Consider the following 15,418-nt stretch of genomic DNA (forward strand, 5'->3'; position numbering starts at 1 on the left):
CCTGCCTGCACGGTCCCCCCATTTCATGCGCTACAAGCTCCTCACCGCTGAACAGTATGCCCACCGGCTGCGCCTCCTGATCGCTGAATCAGGCACCTTGCATCGCCGCGTCCGGCGTCTGAACGACGGCCGCGTCGTGATCGGGTGGGGCTACGGGTTTCACCGGGCCAACAACGAGCAGATCTGGCGGGATGCCGGCATCGATCTGACCACCCAAGGCTGGGAGCAGGTCCGCGCCATCGATGCGGCGACACCCGCCGAACGGCCGGCGGTGGCCCTCGCCCTGGACAAGGTGCTGACCGAGGCCGAGGCCAACCGGCTGCTGGTGGCCGCCACCCGCGATCACGAAGTCCACGCCAATCGCCTGGACATGCCCCATTCGGACGAGAAACTGGCCATCGTGTCGCTGACATTCGGCCGTGGCACGCAGGCGCTGACGGCCCATCACCCGCTGCTGGAAGCCGTGGCCCGGGGAGACCGCGCCGAGGCATGGTTCCAGTTGCGCTACAACTGCTGGGGCAACGCGTCCGATCTGGAGGCCGGGCTGCGCAAGCGCCGCCTGGTCGAATCCCTGGTGTTCGGCCTGTACGACGACGCCACACAGGTGCCGCTGGAAGAGGCGCGCCACGTTCAGCAGGTGATCGAATGCCACCGCGACGACATCAACCGCATCGAGCAGCGCTTTGGCCAGACCCTGGCCGGCATTGAAGGTCAGCGTGACCTGATCGCCCAGGCCAATCGCGACTACCCGGGCATTGTCAGCACCTGGGGGGAAGTGCCCACCATTCGGGAAGCCATGGGCCCGGCCCTGCGGGTTCTGCACGCCCATGGCGAACCGCTGCACGGCCAGCGTCCCCCGGCTGAGCCGGCGGCCAACGGCCAGCTTCGCGGCACCTTGGTTGCCTGATCCTGGGTCGCCTGATCAGCGCAGCCACGCGGCCACGTCGGCCATCTCCGGGCGATGGTCGGGGTTGTCCGCCAGACAGGCATCCCGAAGCGATGCCATCTGCGCCAGCCAGGACGGATCGGCGTCCCTGCAGCGCTCGATCATCTCTTCCATCAGGCAGCCAAAGGCCCTGACATCCAGGGCCAGCAGAGACCGCACCAGCGCCGGCTCGTCCTGCGGCAGCAAGCTGGCCGCACCAAAGTCACCCAGCCTGGCCTGACCGGTGTCTGGCTGCCAGAGAATGTTGTGACCGTAGAAGTCGCCATGCATGATCCCTCGGTCGTGCAGCTGTGCCAGCGCCGAGGCCATGTCCGACAGAAGCTGCCGAACCGGGCCGGACCCGATGACCCAACCCTCGGGATACACGTCACGCGTGCAGCTGTCCATGCTGGGCGGGCCGGCCAGGTTCACATACCCCTGTGGGAGCAGCGGCATCAGCAGCCCCTGCACACCCTGTGGATGACCACCAAGCACCGCCACGGGCGTCGTCAGGGCCGGGTGTTCACCCGCACACAGGCAGGCCGTCAGTTCGTCCTGCGGCAACCCGTCGCTGGTCACGGCGCCCTTGAACAGCTTGAGCGCCAGTTCATCCCCGGCCATGGGACCATCGGCACACCGCACCCGGTAGATGTCGCCCGAGGCACCACCGCCCAGACGGTCACCCATCGTCAGGGCTGACCAGGCGACCACCGGCAGGGGAGCCGGCGACGGACGGTGCCAGGGCAGCGGGTTGCCTGACAACGCCAGCCAGCTGAGCCGGGGCAGGCGGGTCAACCAGGGCGGCAGGCAGGAGAATTCGTTGGCCGACAGGCGAAGCAGCTCCAGGCGGCGCGCCTGCCCCAGCGAGTCTGGCAACGCCTTCAGGCGGTTGCCCGCCAGCATGAGCTTCTGCAGGGCGGGCCGCTCCCCCAGCGCGGGCGGCAAATCGCCGATGGCGTTGTCGGTGAGGATGAGCCAGCGCAGCCGGGCCGGCAGTGCCTGCGCAGGCACGACCGCAATGCGGTTGGCCTTGAAGCCCACCATCTCCAGGGCAGGGCAATCCCCCACGCTCTCGGGCAGGTGGTCGAAATCGTTGTCCGAACAGAACAGGATACGCAACCGGTGCAGTCGCCCCAGGTCGGCAGGCAAATCCTGCAAACGGTTGCCGCTGAGGTTGAGTACCTCCAGCGTGTCGGCCAGGTCGAAGATCTCTGCGGGAAAACGCGTGAGTCCAGCCGAAAGGTCCAGCCGGCGCGCACCCGCCAGTTTGCCCGCGCGCAGGCGCTCCAGGGTCTCCTGGCTCATTGGGTCGATGTCGGGCATGTCATGCCGTGATTGTCTCAGCGGACAGCCCCGTGCAGCAGCAGCGTTTTCGGGTCCGCCAGATAATCGCCCCCATGATGAACGACTCCCTGCTCGCCACCCTCTTTCCGCTGGGCTGGCAACACTACCTGGTCGGCGGACTGGTCATTGGCGCCGGCGTCGCCCTGCTCTTCGTGCTCACCGGTCTGGTGGGTGGCATGAGTTCGGTGTTCTCGTCGACCTGGTCCTATCTGCTGCGCCAGCCCTACTTCCAACAGGCCAGATACCTCGACTCGCGCGGCTGGCGCCTGGCCTATGCGGCCGGGCTGATCGGCGGGGCACTGGTCTGGTGGCTGGCCTTCTCGGATGGTCAGGCCCTGAGCACATCGGTGCCGGTTCCGATGCTGGTCATCGGCGGCTTTCTGGTGGGTTTTGGCGCGCGCCTGGGCAACGGCTGCACCTCCGGCCACGGCATTTGCGGCCTGGGCTCTCTGCAGTGGCCGTCCCTGCTGGCGGTGCTCACCTTCATGGCCACGGCCTTTCTCACAGCCAACCTCGTCGGGTGGTGGACCGCATGAGCGCACGGAACAAATCCCTGGTCACCGGTCTGGCAGCCCTGCTGGCCGGCGGCCTGTTTGGCTTCGGCCTGTCGCTGTCCACCATGGTTCAGCCAGAGGTGGTGCTCAGCTTCCTGCGCTTTGAGGACTGGGGCCTGATGCTGGTGATGGGCGGCGCCGTGGTGGTGACCCTGCTGGCCTACCAGCTGGTCCCCCGGGTGCTGGGCAGGCCCTTGCTGGGTGAACGTTTCCACGCCCACGTGAGTGAATGGAACCGTGACACCCTGGCGGGCGCTGCCCTGTTCGGCATCGGCTGGGGCCTGTGCGGTGTCTGCCCCGGACCGGCGATCGCTGGTCTGGGCACCGGCAACTGGGATCTGCTGTGGGCCATCGGTGGCATCGCGGCCGGCGCCCTGGCCCAGGGCCTGATGGCCAGCCGGCGTTGAACCTGCCGCTTACGAAACGGCACATGTGCTTGCAAACGGCCACCGGGCACGTCATCGAAACGACACATCCGTGACACAACATGGGGGTTCGTCTGACAGAAGGAGACCCCCATGCTCATGGCCAGCATCGATCGCCCCGTCCTGCGTCTGCGTTACCTCAGCGCCCGCGGAGACGCTTTCCGCCGGGGGCAGCCCCTGCCGGCACCCTACCGCCACCCGCAGTATGCGGTCGCCGACCATCGCCCTTGGGGCCTGCCCCGGCCACCCAGGCACCAGCGCTGGTTCCAGCTGGGCCCCGATTTCGTGCTGGTGGCCGCACGCAACGGCCTGATCACCCAGGTGGTCCTGGGCCACTGAGAGACAACCATAACCCCATGCGAAGCTGCGGTGCCGCGGCGCCCTAGGCGCCAGGTCGCTAGCATGGAGGGATGAACGCCTCCACTTCCATTTCCGAATCCCCGAACCCGTCCGCCATCCGCTTCGGCCTTGAGGGCCGCGTCGCCCTCATCACCGGTGGGGCACAAGGTATCGGCGAGGCCTGCGCCCGCCGGTTGGTCCGCGAAGGCGCCCGCGTGGTGATCCTGGACGTGGCCGATGCCCTGGGCCGCCAGCTGGCCATCGAACTGGGTGCCGACTACATCCGCTGCGATGTCAGTGACAGCGTCGACGTTCAAGCTGCCGTGGCCCGTGCCGTCGAACGCCATGGCCGGATCGACATCCTGGTGAACAACGCCGGCATCTTCAAGGCGGCCGATTTCCTCGAAGTCACCGAAGAAGACTTCGATACCGTGCTGGGCGTGAACCTCAAAGGCTCCTTCCTCATGGGTCAAGCCGTGGCCCGGCAAATGGTGGCCCAGGGTGGTGGCGGGGCCATCGTCAACATGAGCTCGGTCAACGGCGTGCTGACCATCCCCAACATCGCCAGCTACAACGTCAGCAAGGGCGGCATCAACCAGCTGACCCGGGTGATGGCCCTGGCGCTGGCCGACAAGGGCATCCGGGTCAACGCGGTGGCGCCGGGCACGATTGCCACCGAACTGGCGACCAAGGCGGTGCTGACCAGCGAGGAGGCACGGCGCCGGATCCTCAGCCGCACGCCCATGAAACGGCTGGGCGAACCCGCCGAGGTGGCCGATGTGGTGGCCTGGCTGGCCAGCGATGCCGCCAGTTACGTCACCGGTGAAATTGTCACCGTGGACGGGGGCCGCATGACGCTGAACTACACCGTCCCGGTGTGAGTGCCGAATTTCGCACCAAAATGGTGACAGGATGCAGCGATCGGGACTACAAAACCCGTCCCCGATGCCGATAAGGAAGGCATGAAAGGCGTCGTCTTCACCGAGTTCATGGAAATGGTCGAGGACCATTTCTCGCTGCGCATGGTCGACGAGATCATCGAGGAAGCTGCCGTCCCGTCCGGCGGCGCCTATACGGCCGTCGGCACCTACCCGCACGAGGAAATGGTGGCCCTGGTGACGGCGTTGTCGAGACGCTCCGGCATGCCCTTGCCCGATCTGCTGTATGCCTTCGGCCGCCATCTGTTCGGCAGGTTCGCCCGGCTCTACCCCCGTTTTGTCGAAGGGCAGACCGACACGCTGCGCTTCCTGGCCGGCATCGAGGACATCATCCATGCCGAGGTGCTCAAGCTGTATCCCGATGCCCAGTTGCCGCGTTTTGACGTCGAGCATCAGGATGAGCACCGGCTGGTCCTGGTCTACCGGTCCCCGCGTCACATGCCTGAGCTGGCGCTGGGGCTGATCGAAGGCTGCATCGATCACTTCGGCCAATCGGTGACGGTGCGCTCGAACCCGGTCGACAATGGCGATCAACGGAGCGTCCGGTTCGAGTTGCTGCGACATGCCTGATACCGAACTCAATGAAGACGTCGCCCGCCTGGAGCGGGCGCTGGCCCGTGAACGGGTCGCCCGCAAGGAGGCCGAACGCCTGCTCGAAGAACGCAGCCTGGCGCTGTACGAGTCCAATAGGTCCCTGCTGAAGCTGACCCAGGAACTGGAGCAGCAGGTGGCCCAGCGGACCACCGAAATGCAGAAGGCCGTGGCGCGGGCCGAAGCCTCCACCCGGTCCAAAGGCGAGTTTCTGGCCATGATGAGCCACGAGATCCGCACGCCGATGAACGGCATTCTGGGCATGGCGCAGCTGCTGGATCTGACCGAACTCACCGCCGAGCAGCGGGGATTTGTCGGCACCATCCGGGCCAGCGGGGACGCCCTGCTGGTGCTCATCAACGACATTCTGGATTTCTCCAAGATCGAGGCTGGCAAGCTGGAGCTGGAAGACCGGTCCTTCCATCTGGAAATGGTGCTGCAGCACACCCTGGAATTGCACCGGCCCCTGGCCGAACGCAAAGGGCTGCGCCTGGAGATGCGCCTGGATCCGGATCTGCCTGCCCATGTGAGCGGAGACCGTACCCGTCTGCGACAGGTGATCACCAACCTGCTGTCCAATGCCATCAAATTCACCGAGCACGGATCGGTGGAAATGGAAGCACGCATCTCCGACCGGAACGCCGAGGGCATCCGTCTGGAGGTGACCGTACGGGACAGCGGCATCGGCATACCCAGTTCTCGCCTTGATCGGCTGTTCCAGGCGTTTTCCCAGGTCGACACGTCCACCACCCGCAAGTACGGTGGCACCGGCCTGGGGCTGGCCATCTGCGAGAAGCTGTGCAAGGCCATGGGCGGCAGCATCCGGGTCACCAGCGTGGACGGCCGCGGCACCACCTTCACGTTTGATGTCTGGCTCGGTCACGGCCAGGCCGCGGCCGAGACAGTGCCCGGCGAACTGGGCCCGGTCTCGTCCGCCGCCCGACCGTCCCTGCGGGTGCTGGTGGTCGATGACGACCACATCAACCGCACCATGGCGGTCGCCATGCTCGACAAGCTGGGCATCCGTGGCGACGTGGCCAAGGACGGCGTCGATGCGGTGGAAAAGGTGGCCGCCCAGGATTACGACATCGTTCTGATGGACATGCAGATGCCCGACATGGACGGTGTGGAGGCCACGCAGGCCATCCGCAGCCTGCCCCTGCCACACCAGCCCCACATCATCGCGCTGACGGCCAATGCCTTCGCCAGTGACCGGGAACGCTGCCTGCAGGCCGGCATGAACGACTTCCTGGCAAAACCGTTCCGCATGGATGCCCTTCGCGCCCTGCTGGCGGCGTTCGCGCACTGAAACCCACATAATCGCCGGTTTCCCGACGATGAGGACACCGAGATGAGACTTCTACACACCATGCTGCGCGTGGGCAACCTGCAGCGCTCCATCGACTTCTACACCCAGGTGCTGGGCATGCAGCTGTTGCGCACCTCGGAGAACCCGGAGTACAAGTACTCGCTGGCCTTCCTGGGCTTTGACGGGGGCAACCCGGGCCAGGCCGAGATCGAGCTGACCTACAACTGGGGGGTGGAACAATACGAGATGGGTACCGCCTACGGCCACATCGCCCTGGGCGTGCCCGACGCCTACGCGGCCTGCGAGAAGATCCGCGCCGCCGGCGGCAACATCACGCGCGAACCCGGCCCGGTCAAGGGGGGCACCACGGTCATCGCGTTTGTGACCGACCCGGATGGCTACAAGATCGAACTGATCCAGCGCGCCGAACAGCAGGCAGGCCAGGGACTTCGCTGACTGCAGCTCGCGGGCTCGCGCCGCCCGCCCCCCCTCTTCCAGAAACGACAGAGCCCGGACAAAGCCGGGCTCTTCTGGCAAACAGATCGGCGATCTCAGTCGGCGATCACGACTTCCACCCGACGGGCTTCGGCGTCGTTGCCGGTGCCAGTGGCCTGCTCGGGCTTCTTCAGCTCAATGGACGCCTCAGCCACACCCGCCGCCACCAGGGCATCACGCAGGGCCATGGCACGCTTCTTGGCCAGCTCGGCGTTCATGGCCGGATCACCGGTCGCATCATGGAAGCCGGACAGCACCAGCTTCTTGCCGCCCTTGGCTGCAGCGACGGCATCGCTCAGTGCCTCGGCGGCGCCCGGCGCCAGATCGGCCTTGCCGGAAGCAAAGTAGAACTTGACCACGCCATTCTCGACAACGATGCTGGCGTCATCCGCAGCCACGGTGCCCGACGCTGCGGCGGCAGCCGGCGCTGCGGACGCCTCGGCGGCTGGTGCCTGTGCAGCAACAGCCGGCGCGCCCTTGGCGGCACCCGCGCGGGACTTGTGGATACCCATGCCCACGGCCAGGCCGACGGCCAGCAGGATGGCGGAAATCAGCACGACGGCAACAACGCGAATGTCCTGATCGTTATCTTGGGAAGACATATTGGGAAAGCTCCGGATGGGGGTATCGGGTGGGTGTCAGGTCAATGACCGGGCGGCTGGCGCCGCGGCGTGCAATGCGCAAGAATGGCAAGGTCTGCACGCACAACCCGCTATTCTAGATGGCCCGCCCTGACACTGCCCTTGCGCCCCCCGCCCCACGCCCGCTGCGCTACACCTCGTGGGTGCCCGCGGAACGCAATGGCCCCGCCATGATGGCACAGACCCTCGATCAATGGCGCTCTCTCGGCCCCCAGGCGGATCTGTGGGTCTTCGGCTACGCATCCCTGGTCTGGCGCCCGGAATTCGAGGCCGCCGAACACCGCCCGGCCCGCGTTCATGGTTACCACCGTTGCCTGCACATGTGGAGCCGGGTCAACCGCGGCACGCCCGAGCGCCCGGGATTGGTATTTGCGCTCATGCGCGGCGGTTGCTGCGACGGCGTGGCCTTGCGCCTGCCGCACGACCAGGTCGAAGCCACCATGCCCGCGCTGTGGGAACGCGAGATGCCCAACCCGGTGTACGACCCCAAATGGTTGCTGTGCCACACACCGAAAGGCCCGGTGCGGGCACTGGCGTTCACGCTGTCCGAGCGCAGCCCCAACTACACGGGACCGCTGAGCGACGAGCAGTACCGCGACATCTTTGCCCACGCCCGAGGTCGTTACGGCAGCACCCTGGACTACGCCCGTCAGACATTGCATGGACTGCGCGCCCACGACATTGAAGACCACGCCCTGGCCCGACTGCTGCAACTGGCCGACCATTTGTGACCCGAACCTATACTGACACGATGAACATCGCCGACCTCCGCAAAAGCTATGAGAAGGCCGAACTCAGCGAGTCGGCTTCGCACGCCGACCCACTGAAGCAGTTCGACCAGTGGCTGAACGAAGCCATCAAGGGCGAAGTGCCCGAACCCAACGCCATGACGGTGGCCACCGTCGGGGCCGACCTGCGGCCCACCACGCGGGTGGTGCTGATCAAGGGATACGACGAGCGCGGCATCGTCTGGTACACCAACTACCACAGCCAGAAGGGCCGCCAGCTGGCTGGCAACCCTTACGCGGCGCTGCAGTTCCACTGGGTGGAGCTCGAACGCGTGGTGCGCATCGAAGGCATTGTGGAGAAGGTCAGCGCCGAGGAAAGCGACGCCTACTTTCACAGCCGCCCGCTGGACAGCCGCATCGGTGCCTGGGCCAGCCCGCAAAGCGAGGTCATCGACAGCCGTGCCGTGCTGGTGGCCAACGCCGCCAAATACGGCGCGCAATTCCTGCTCAATCCGCCGCGCCCGCCGCACTGGGGCGGCTACCGCCTGAAACCCGACACCTGGCAGTTCTGGCAGGGTCGCAAGAGCCGTCTGCACGACCGCCTGCGCTATAGCCTGCAGGACGATGGCAGCTGGCTGCGCGAGCGGTTGGCGCCCTGAAAGTCGCCTGCCCGCTGTCATGCACCGTACCATCTTCACCACCCCGGTGGTCAACACGCTGCTGCGCGGTTTTTCGGTCGCGTTCCTCAAACTCACCGGCTGGAAAGTGGAAGGCAGTCTGCCACCGCAGGCCACCAAGAGCGTCTTCATTGCCGCCCCCCACACCAGCAACTGGGACCTGCCCTACACCCTCATGGTGGCCTTTGCCTTGCGCCTCAATCCCTACTGGATGGGCAAGCACACCATCTTCAAGGCACCTTTCGGTCCGCTGATGCGCTGGCTGGGCGGCATCGCTGTCAACCGCGAACAGGCCAACAACCTGGTCGCTGCCTCGGCTCAGGCCATCCGCGATGCCGACGGCCCGCTGCAACTCATCGTGCCGCCCGAAGGCACCCGCAGCAAGACCCGCTACTGGAAGACCGGCTTTTATCACATCGCCCGCACGGCCGACGTGCCCATCGTCATGGCCTACATGGACTACGCGGCCAAACGCAGCGGCCTAGGCCCCCTGTTTGAACCGACCGGCGACATCGAGGCCGACATGAACGCCATCAAGGCCTTCTACGCGCCGTTCAAGGGCAAGAACGCCGAGCAGTTCGAGAGCGGTCCTCGCTGAGGCTCCCGACCGAAAGGACCGCCTCAGGCCATCCGTTCGATGGCCTGATCCCGTACGCGTGTCAGCGCGCGCTCATCCACCAGATGCGGTGCCACTTCGGCCAGGGGCACCAGCACAAACGCCCGTTCGTTCATGCGGGGGTGGGGCACGGTCAGCGTCGGTGATGCGACATGGGCGTTGCCGTACAGGAGCAGATCCAGGTCAAGCGTGCGTGGCGCGTTGCGGTAAGGGCGCTCGCGGCCAGCGGCGTTCTCGATGGCCTGCATGGCAGACAACAGATCGGGCGCATTCAGTGTGGTGCCCACTTCGGCCACCGCGTTGATGTAATCCGGTCCGCTGGACTCGATGGGTGCGGTGCGGTACAGGCTCGACGCCTGCCGCAGCCTGACCCCTGGCGCGGCATCCAGCGCCTGAAGGGCGGCGCGCAGGGTCTGCGCGGCATCGCCCAGGTTGGCGCCCAGCGCCACGTAGGCCGTGACCACCGGGCGCGGGGCCGGGCTCATGTCACTCAGCGGCGGGCGCTGAACCGCCTTCACCGCCTGCGCCACCACCTCCGGAGGGCTTGCGACGGCGACGGCGCCGCTTCTTGGCCGGCGCTGCGCTGCCCTCGCTGGTGCCATCCGCAGGCTCCTCGTCCTCGGCCGTGTCGCTGTCGGGCGCGAACGCGCTGCGGTATGACACACGATTCGGCGCGTTCTCATCGTCTACCGGGCGAAAGCGCGGGTCATCGGCCGGCTGCGGGCCGCCGGCGGTTGCCGGATGGTCCGCATCACCCTTGCGCACGCGGCGCGCTTTGCCACCGCCACCGGCGCCCTTGGGCTGGTTGGCCTTGCGCTGCGCATCCACCATGTCCCGGCGGTGGTCGTCGTCGGCCATGCTGAAGGTTTCCCACCAGTGCGCCAGTTCCTCGTCCACCTCGCCAGTCTGGGCGCGCAGGCGCAGGAAGTCGAAGCCGGCCCGAAAGCGCGGCTGCTCCACCAGACTGAAAGGCGACGTCCCCACCCGCTTGTCAAAGCGCGGCTGCATCATCCAGATCTCGCGCATGTCGGTGCCCAGCTTGCCGCGGCCCGAGACATCACCGATGCGCGCATCGAAGGCCTCGTCCACCGCGTCCTGCAGGGCGGCAAAGGGCGTGGGCGGGCGCTGGTTGCCACGCGGCTGCAGGCGGCGCTCCCAGACCTTGCGCACGTCGGCCCACAGCACGCAGGCCAGCAGGAAGCTGGGCGCCACCGGCTTGCCCTCGCCCACCCGGCGGTCGGTGTCCTGCAGGGCCAGCTTCACGAAATCGTCCCCGGCGCGCTCGACCACCAGGTCCAGCAACGGGTAGATGCCCTGGGCCAGGCCGTAGGTCTTGAGCGACTCGATGCTGGCCAGCGCATGGCCGGTCTGCAGCAGCTTGAGCATCTCGTCGAACAGGCGGCTCTGCGGCACATCGCGCAGCAGGTCGCGCGAGGCCACCAGGGGCTCGCGGGTCTTGGCGTCCAGCTTGAAACCCAGCGCGTTGAGCTTGGCCGCAAAGCGCACGGCGCGGATGATGCGCACCGGGTCTTCGCGGTAGCGCGTGGCCGCGTCACCGATCATGCGCAGCGTCTTCTTCTGCGCGTCGCGGATGCCGTGGTGGAAGTCGACCACGATCTGCGTCTCGGGGTCGTAGTACATCGCGTTGATGCTGAAATCGCGCCGCGCCGCGTCCTGCTCGATCGGGCCCCAGACGTTGTCACGCAGCACCCGACCACTCGCGTCCACCGCATGCTTCATGCCGGCCAGTTCGCCCTTGGACGTGCGTTCATTGCCCGACACCTGCTCGGCATCGGCGCTGTCCAGGTAGGCACGGAAAGTCGAGACCTCGATCACCTCGTGCTCGCGCCCGCGCCCGTAGATCACGTGCACGATCCGGAAGCGCCGGCCGATGATGAAGGCACGGCGGAACAGGCCCTTGACCTGCTCGGGCGTGGCGTTGGTGGCCACGTCGAAGTCCTTGGGTCGCAGCCCCAGCAGCAGGTCACGCACCGCGCCGCCGACGATGTAGGCCTGAAAACCGGCCTGTTTGAGCGTGTGCACCACATCCAGGGCCCGCTGGTCCACCAGCTTGGGATCGATGCCGTGCACCTGCGCGGGCACGTCCTCGCGCTTGCCGAAGGGGGAAGCCTTGCTGCCGCGGCCCGTGGCCTTACCCAGCAGCTTGTCGATGAATTTCTTGATCATTCGAAGAGGTTCAGAATGCGCCAGCCCCGGCCGTCGGCGATGGAACGCAGGCGCTCGTCCGGGTTGGTGGCTACCGGCTCGTGCACCTTTTCGAGCAGCGGCAGGTCGTTGATGGAGTCGCTGTAGAACGTGCTGCGCTCCACGCGGGACCAGTCCAGCCCGCGTTCGGACAGCCATTGTTCCACACGTGCGACCTTGCCCTCGCGAAACGAGGGCGTGCCCCGGATGGCGCCGGTCGGATTGCCCTGGCCATCGCGCTCCAGATCGATGGCAATGAGCTCGTCCACGCCAAAGGCATGCGCAATCGGGCGGGTGATGAATTCGTTGGTGGCTGTGACGATCAGCACCTGGTCGCCGGCGGCCTGGTGGGCGCGGACCAGATCGATCGCCCGGGGCTGCATGGCCGGGAGGATCACCTCGTCCATGAAACGGCGGTGGGCCGCGTCGGCCTTCTGCGGCCCGTGCTCGGCCAGCGGTGCCACCGAGAAGCGGATGTATTCGTGGATGTCCAGTGTGCCCGCCTTGTACTGCTCGTAGAAGGCGTCATTGGCCCGGGTGTGGGTTTCGGCATCGCGCCAGCCCAGGCGGACCGTGAACTGCCCCCAGGCGTAGTCGGAATCGAGGGGCAGCAGGGTGTGGTCGAGATCGAAAAGTGCGAGTTTCAAGTGAAGGTCTGTCCGGTTGTGCGCCCCGTCGGGCGTCCCAATGTCATTCGTTTTCCAGCATCGACTTGATCAGCGGGATCGTGATCGCCCGCTGGGTGCGCAGGGCGTAGCCATCGAGCTGGTCCAGCAGCATCATGAGGCTGGAGAGATCGCGCGAGAAGCGGTTGAGCATGAAGTCCATGACCTCATCGCCCAGAAACACCCCGCGCTCATCGGCCGCACGGCGCAATACCGAGCGACGCTCGGCCTCGCCCAGGGCATGCAACTGGAACACATGGCCCCAGCCCAGGCGGGTGCGCAGGTCCTCGCGCAGTTGCAGGTCGGCCGGCGGCCGGTCGGCCGCCGCCAGCACCCAGCGCGCCGGGCCATGGGCAGGCGTCTGGGCATTCACAAACCAGTTGAAGGCCGCGGCCTGCTGCTCGGCGGTGTACAGCTGCACGTCGTCCAGAATCACCGCCTCCCAGGCGTCGTCGTAATCGACCGGGTGAAGGATGGACGCATCGAGCCAGCCGACACGGGCGCCGCCGTCCTGCAGGGCCTGGCGCACGGCTCTGAGCAAGTGGGTCTTGCCCGAGCCGCCCTCGCCCCAGAGGCAGGTGGGCACCGGCGAACGGCGGGGGTTGCCCACCCACAGCTTCAGGTGCTCCAGCGCGGCCTCATTGCCCACGCTCACGAAGTTCTCCAGCGTGGGCACCGGCGCCAGGCCGATGTCCAGTGCCAACTGCTTCATGGGCACACCCGCCTGACTCATGCCGTCTCGTCCTTGTTGCCGGCAGACACCGGCTCCGGACTGCCTTCCAGATACAGGTTGCTGCTCAGGTACCCCTGCTTGGCCCGGCGGATCGCCACCAGCAGCACAGCGCTGGCCGGCAGGGCAATCAGCACCCCGACAAAACCGAACAGATGGCCGAAGGCCATCAGCGCAAAGATCACCGCAATCGGATGCAGGCCGATGCGCTCACCCAGCAGGCGGGGGGTGATGTACATGCTCTCGACCACCTGACCGATGGCATAGACCACCGCCACTGCGGCCACACCCCACACTGCCTGGAACTGCAGCACGGCCGCCAGCAAGGCCATCACCAGCCCCAGCCCGAAGCCCAGGTAAGGGACGAACACCGCCAGGCCGGTGAACACCCCGATGGGCAGCGCCAGCTTCAGGCCGACCAGTGCCAGCCCCACGGTGTAAAACACCGCCAGCACGCCCATCACCAGCAACTGACCCCGCAGGTACTGGCCCAGCACCTCGTCGGTCTCATCCAGAAAACCTTGCACGGCCAGGCGCCAGCGCGGCGGAATCAGGCCCTTGGTGCGCTCGACCAGCGGCCCCCAGTCCAGCAGCAGGTAGTAGGCCACGATGGGTGTGAGCACCAGGTTGCCGAAGACGGCGGCCAGGGCGCTGCCGCCGATTCGCAGCGACGACAGCAGCCCGTTGATGAGTTCGCTTTCATGCCCGGTGACCAGCCCGCGCAGCCATTCGCGCACCTGGGCCACATCAATCTGCAGGTCAATGCCAAAACGCGCCGCCAGAGGGATCAGCGATTCGTTGACCCGCTCCAGCAGGGCGGGCACCTGCTCCTTGAGCAGCGGCACCTGCTTGGTGATCACCGGCACGATCAGCAGCACCACGGCCAGCAGCACCAGCATCAGCAGCGTGATGGCCACCCCCGCACCCAGCCAGCGGGGAATGCGCCGCGCGTGCAGCCGCTCGACCAGTGGATGCAGCGCATACGCCAGCACCGCGGCCAGCAGGAAAGGCATCAGCACCGGCGCCAGCAGCGTCAGCAACAGCCAGATGGCCAGCGCAATGGCAGCCCAGGCAGCGGCGCGCATCTGGTTGTGGGTGAATTTCATGGGCAATCAGGCTCGGTGGACGGGCAAGCGCAGGCGGCTGCGGGCAAACCCGTAAAATCAGAGGCAAATTCTATCGGGCCGCTCCGGTCCCGAGACGAAACCGCTTTTCGCCCTTCCCCCAAGCCCTGCGCCACCGCCCCTGGCGCCCGACCGCACCCATGAGCTCCAGCCACACTCCCCTCTCCTACAAAGACGCCGGCGTTGACATCGACGCCGGTGATGCCCTGGTCGAGCGCATCAAGCCGCTGGCCAGGAAGACCATGCGCGAAGGTGTGCTGGCCGGCATCGGCGGCTTCGGTGCCCTGTTCGAGGTGCCCAAGCGCTACCAGGAACCGGTGCTGGTCTCGGGCACCGACGGCGTGGGCACCAAGCTCAAGCTGGCATTCGAGTGGAACATGCACGACACCGTGGGTATCGACCTGGTCGCCATGAGCGTCAACGACGTGCTGGTGCAGGGCGCAGAGCCACTGTTCTTCCTGGATTACTTTGCCTGCGGCAAGCTGCACGTGGACACCGCGGCCGCCGTGGTGGGCGGAATTGCCAAGGGTTGTGAGCTCTCCGGTTGCGCCCTGATCGGCGGCGAAACCGCCGAGATGCCCGGCATGTACCCGGACGGCGAGTACGACCTGGCCGGCTTCTGCGTCGGTGCCGTGGAAAAAAGCAAGATCCTGACCGGCCAGAACGTCAAGCCCGGTGACGTGGTGCTGGGCCTGGCCTCGCATGGCGTGCACTCCAACGGTTTCTCGCTGGTGCGCAAGTGCATCGAGCGCGCCGGTGCAGACCTGCCCGCCACCCTGGACGGCATGCCTTTCAAGGAAGCGGTGATGCGCCCCACCCGCCTCTACGTCAAGAACGTGCTGGCCGCGCTGGCCCAGCACCCGATCAAGGCCCTGGCCCACATCACCGGCGGCGGCCTGCTGGAAAACATCCCGCGCGTGCTGCCCGAAGGCACGGCCGCGCACCTGAAGAAGGGCAGCTGGCCGCAGACCGAGCTGTTTGCCTGGGCGGAATCAATAATCAAGTGCAACACCCAACCGGTAAGGTACCGCGATGGGCAAGCACTACGAACAACTCACGGCTGAAGAACGAGCGGCGATCATGATGATGAAGGCGGACAACTGCTCGGCGCG

The 15,418-nt window shown here is 66.6% G+C and carries 18 protein-coding genes and 1 pseudogene; 12 read left to right on the forward strand and 7 right to left on the reverse strand.

The annotated features are described in order from the left end of the window. Positions 1-25: 25 nt before the first annotated feature. Positions 26-907, forward strand: a complete 882-nt coding sequence (locus ACFQNJ_RS06910; RefSeq protein WP_382255333.1) for a hypothetical protein — start codon at positions 26-28, stop codon at positions 905-907. Between the two features lie 15 nt (positions 908-922). Here ACFQNJ_RS06910 and ACFQNJ_RS06915 read toward each other — a convergent pair whose 3' ends face one another. Next, the gene (locus ACFQNJ_RS06915; RefSeq protein WP_382255336.1) at positions 923-2,248 is read right to left on the reverse strand and encodes a leucine-rich repeat-containing protein kinase family protein; all 1,326 of its coding nucleotides are present in this window, start codon (positions 2,246-2,248) and stop codon (positions 923-925) included. Positions 2,249-2,322: 74 nt separating this feature from the next. Between ACFQNJ_RS06915 and ACFQNJ_RS06920 the strand changes: the two genes are divergently transcribed. The 7 genes from ACFQNJ_RS06920 to gloA all read left to right on the forward strand — a co-directional run bounded on the left by ACFQNJ_RS06920 (position 2,323) and on the right by gloA (position 6,881). Next, a complete protein-coding gene (locus ACFQNJ_RS06920; protein WP_382255339.1) occupies positions 2,323-2,805 on the forward strand; it encodes a YeeE/YedE family protein in 483 nt (160 codons plus the stop codon). Further along, on the forward strand, positions 2,802-3,230 hold the full coding sequence (locus tag ACFQNJ_RS06925) for a YeeE/YedE family protein (protein WP_382255342.1): 429 nt from the start codon (positions 2,802-2,804) through the stop codon (positions 3,228-3,230). The genes ACFQNJ_RS06920 and ACFQNJ_RS06925 overlap by 4 nt, the downstream gene beginning before the upstream one ends. 111 nt (positions 3,231-3,341) lie before the next feature. Beyond that, positions 3,342-3,587, forward strand: coding sequence for an RcnB family protein (locus ACFQNJ_RS06930; protein WP_374641260.1), 246 nt, complete (start codon positions 3,342-3,344; stop codon positions 3,585-3,587). A gap of 71 nt (positions 3,588-3,658) precedes the next feature. After that, positions 3,659-4,468: an SDR family NAD(P)-dependent oxidoreductase gene (locus tag ACFQNJ_RS06935; protein WP_382255345.1), complete on the forward strand. Its 810-nt coding sequence runs from the start codon at positions 3,659-3,661 to the stop codon at positions 4,466-4,468. Positions 4,469-4,549: 81 nt separating this feature from the next. Further along, positions 4,550-5,095 (forward strand): heme NO-binding domain-containing protein, encoded by a 546-nt coding sequence (locus ACFQNJ_RS06940; RefSeq protein ID WP_382255348.1) that lies wholly within the window; start codon positions 4,550-4,552, stop codon positions 5,093-5,095. Then, a complete protein-coding gene (locus tag ACFQNJ_RS06945; protein ID WP_382255350.1) occupies positions 5,088-6,425 on the forward strand; it encodes an ATP-binding protein in 1,338 nt (445 codons plus the stop codon). Before ACFQNJ_RS06940 ends, ACFQNJ_RS06945 begins: the two co-directional genes overlap by 8 nt. 42 nt (positions 6,426-6,467) lie before the next feature. Beyond that, positions 6,468-6,881: a lactoylglutathione lyase gene (gloA, locus tag ACFQNJ_RS06950; RefSeq protein WP_374641251.1), complete on the forward strand. Its 414-nt coding sequence runs from the start codon at positions 6,468-6,470 to the stop codon at positions 6,879-6,881. 95 nt (positions 6,882-6,976) lie between these two features. Here gloA and ACFQNJ_RS06955 read toward each other — a convergent pair whose 3' ends face one another. After that, positions 6,977-7,522: an OmpA family protein gene (locus tag ACFQNJ_RS06955; protein WP_382255352.1), complete on the reverse strand. Its 546-nt coding sequence runs from the start codon at positions 7,520-7,522 to the stop codon at positions 6,977-6,979. A gap of 209 nt (positions 7,523-7,731) precedes the next feature. Between ACFQNJ_RS06955 and ACFQNJ_RS06960 the strand changes: the two genes are divergently transcribed. The 3 genes from ACFQNJ_RS06960 to ACFQNJ_RS06970 are packed head-to-tail and all read left to right on the forward strand — an operon-like array spanning position 7,732 to position 9,564. Next, positions 7,732-8,292 carry a gamma-glutamylcyclotransferase gene (locus ACFQNJ_RS06960; protein WP_382255355.1) on the forward strand — a complete coding sequence of 187 codons (561 nt, stop codon included), beginning with the start codon at positions 7,732-7,734 and terminating at the stop codon, positions 8,290-8,292. A gap of 20 nt (positions 8,293-8,312) precedes the next feature. After that, a complete protein-coding gene (gene pdxH, locus ACFQNJ_RS06965; RefSeq protein ID WP_374641245.1) occupies positions 8,313-8,948 on the forward strand; it encodes a pyridoxamine 5'-phosphate oxidase in 636 nt (211 codons plus the stop codon). Positions 8,949-8,967: 19 nt separating this feature from the next. After that, positions 8,968-9,564: a lysophospholipid acyltransferase family protein gene (locus tag ACFQNJ_RS06970; RefSeq protein WP_382255359.1), complete on the forward strand. Its 597-nt coding sequence runs from the start codon at positions 8,968-8,970 to the stop codon at positions 9,562-9,564. Between the two features lie 23 nt (positions 9,565-9,587). Here the strand turns inward: ACFQNJ_RS06970 and folK are convergent, their stop codons facing one another. The 5 genes from folK to ACFQNJ_RS06995 are packed head-to-tail and all read right to left on the reverse strand — an operon-like array spanning position 9,588 to position 14,288. Next, complete coding sequence (gene folK, locus ACFQNJ_RS06975) at positions 9,588-10,067, reverse strand: 2-amino-4-hydroxy-6-hydroxymethyldihydropteridine diphosphokinase (protein ID WP_382255362.1); 480 nt, start codon at positions 10,065-10,067, stop codon at positions 9,588-9,590. Between the two features lies 1 nt (position 10,068). Continuing rightward, the gene (gene pcnB / locus ACFQNJ_RS06980; protein ID WP_382255365.1) at positions 10,069-11,769 is read right to left on the reverse strand and encodes a polynucleotide adenylyltransferase PcnB; all 1,701 of its coding nucleotides are present in this window, start codon (positions 11,767-11,769) and stop codon (positions 10,069-10,071) included. Then, entirely contained in the window at positions 11,766-12,434 is a 669-nt protein-coding gene (locus tag ACFQNJ_RS06985) for a histidinol-phosphatase (RefSeq protein WP_382255368.1), read from the reverse strand. The genes pcnB and ACFQNJ_RS06985 overlap by 4 nt, the downstream gene beginning before the upstream one ends. Before the next feature lie 43 nt (positions 12,435-12,477). Then, a complete protein-coding gene (gene hda / locus ACFQNJ_RS06990) occupies positions 12,478-13,164 on the reverse strand; it encodes a DnaA regulatory inactivator Hda (protein ID WP_382255400.1) in 687 nt (228 codons plus the stop codon). 17 nt (positions 13,165-13,181) lie between these two features. Beyond that, the gene (locus ACFQNJ_RS06995) at positions 13,182-14,288 is read right to left on the reverse strand and encodes an AI-2E family transporter (protein WP_374641235.1); all 1,107 of its coding nucleotides are present in this window, start codon (positions 14,286-14,288) and stop codon (positions 13,182-13,184) included. Between the two features lie 158 nt (positions 14,289-14,446). Between ACFQNJ_RS06995 and purM the strand changes: the two are divergent. Then, positions 14,447-15,298, forward strand: a pseudogene (gene purM / locus ACFQNJ_RS07000) (phosphoribosylformylglycinamidine cyclo-ligase); the annotation flags it as partial. Positions 15,299-15,418 lie beyond the last annotated feature (120 nt).

It is taken from the genome of Hydrogenophaga bisanensis, assembly GCF_042665135.1.
Classification (GTDB): Bacteria; Pseudomonadota; Gammaproteobacteria; order Burkholderiales; family Burkholderiaceae_C; genus Hydrogenophaga; species Hydrogenophaga bisanensis.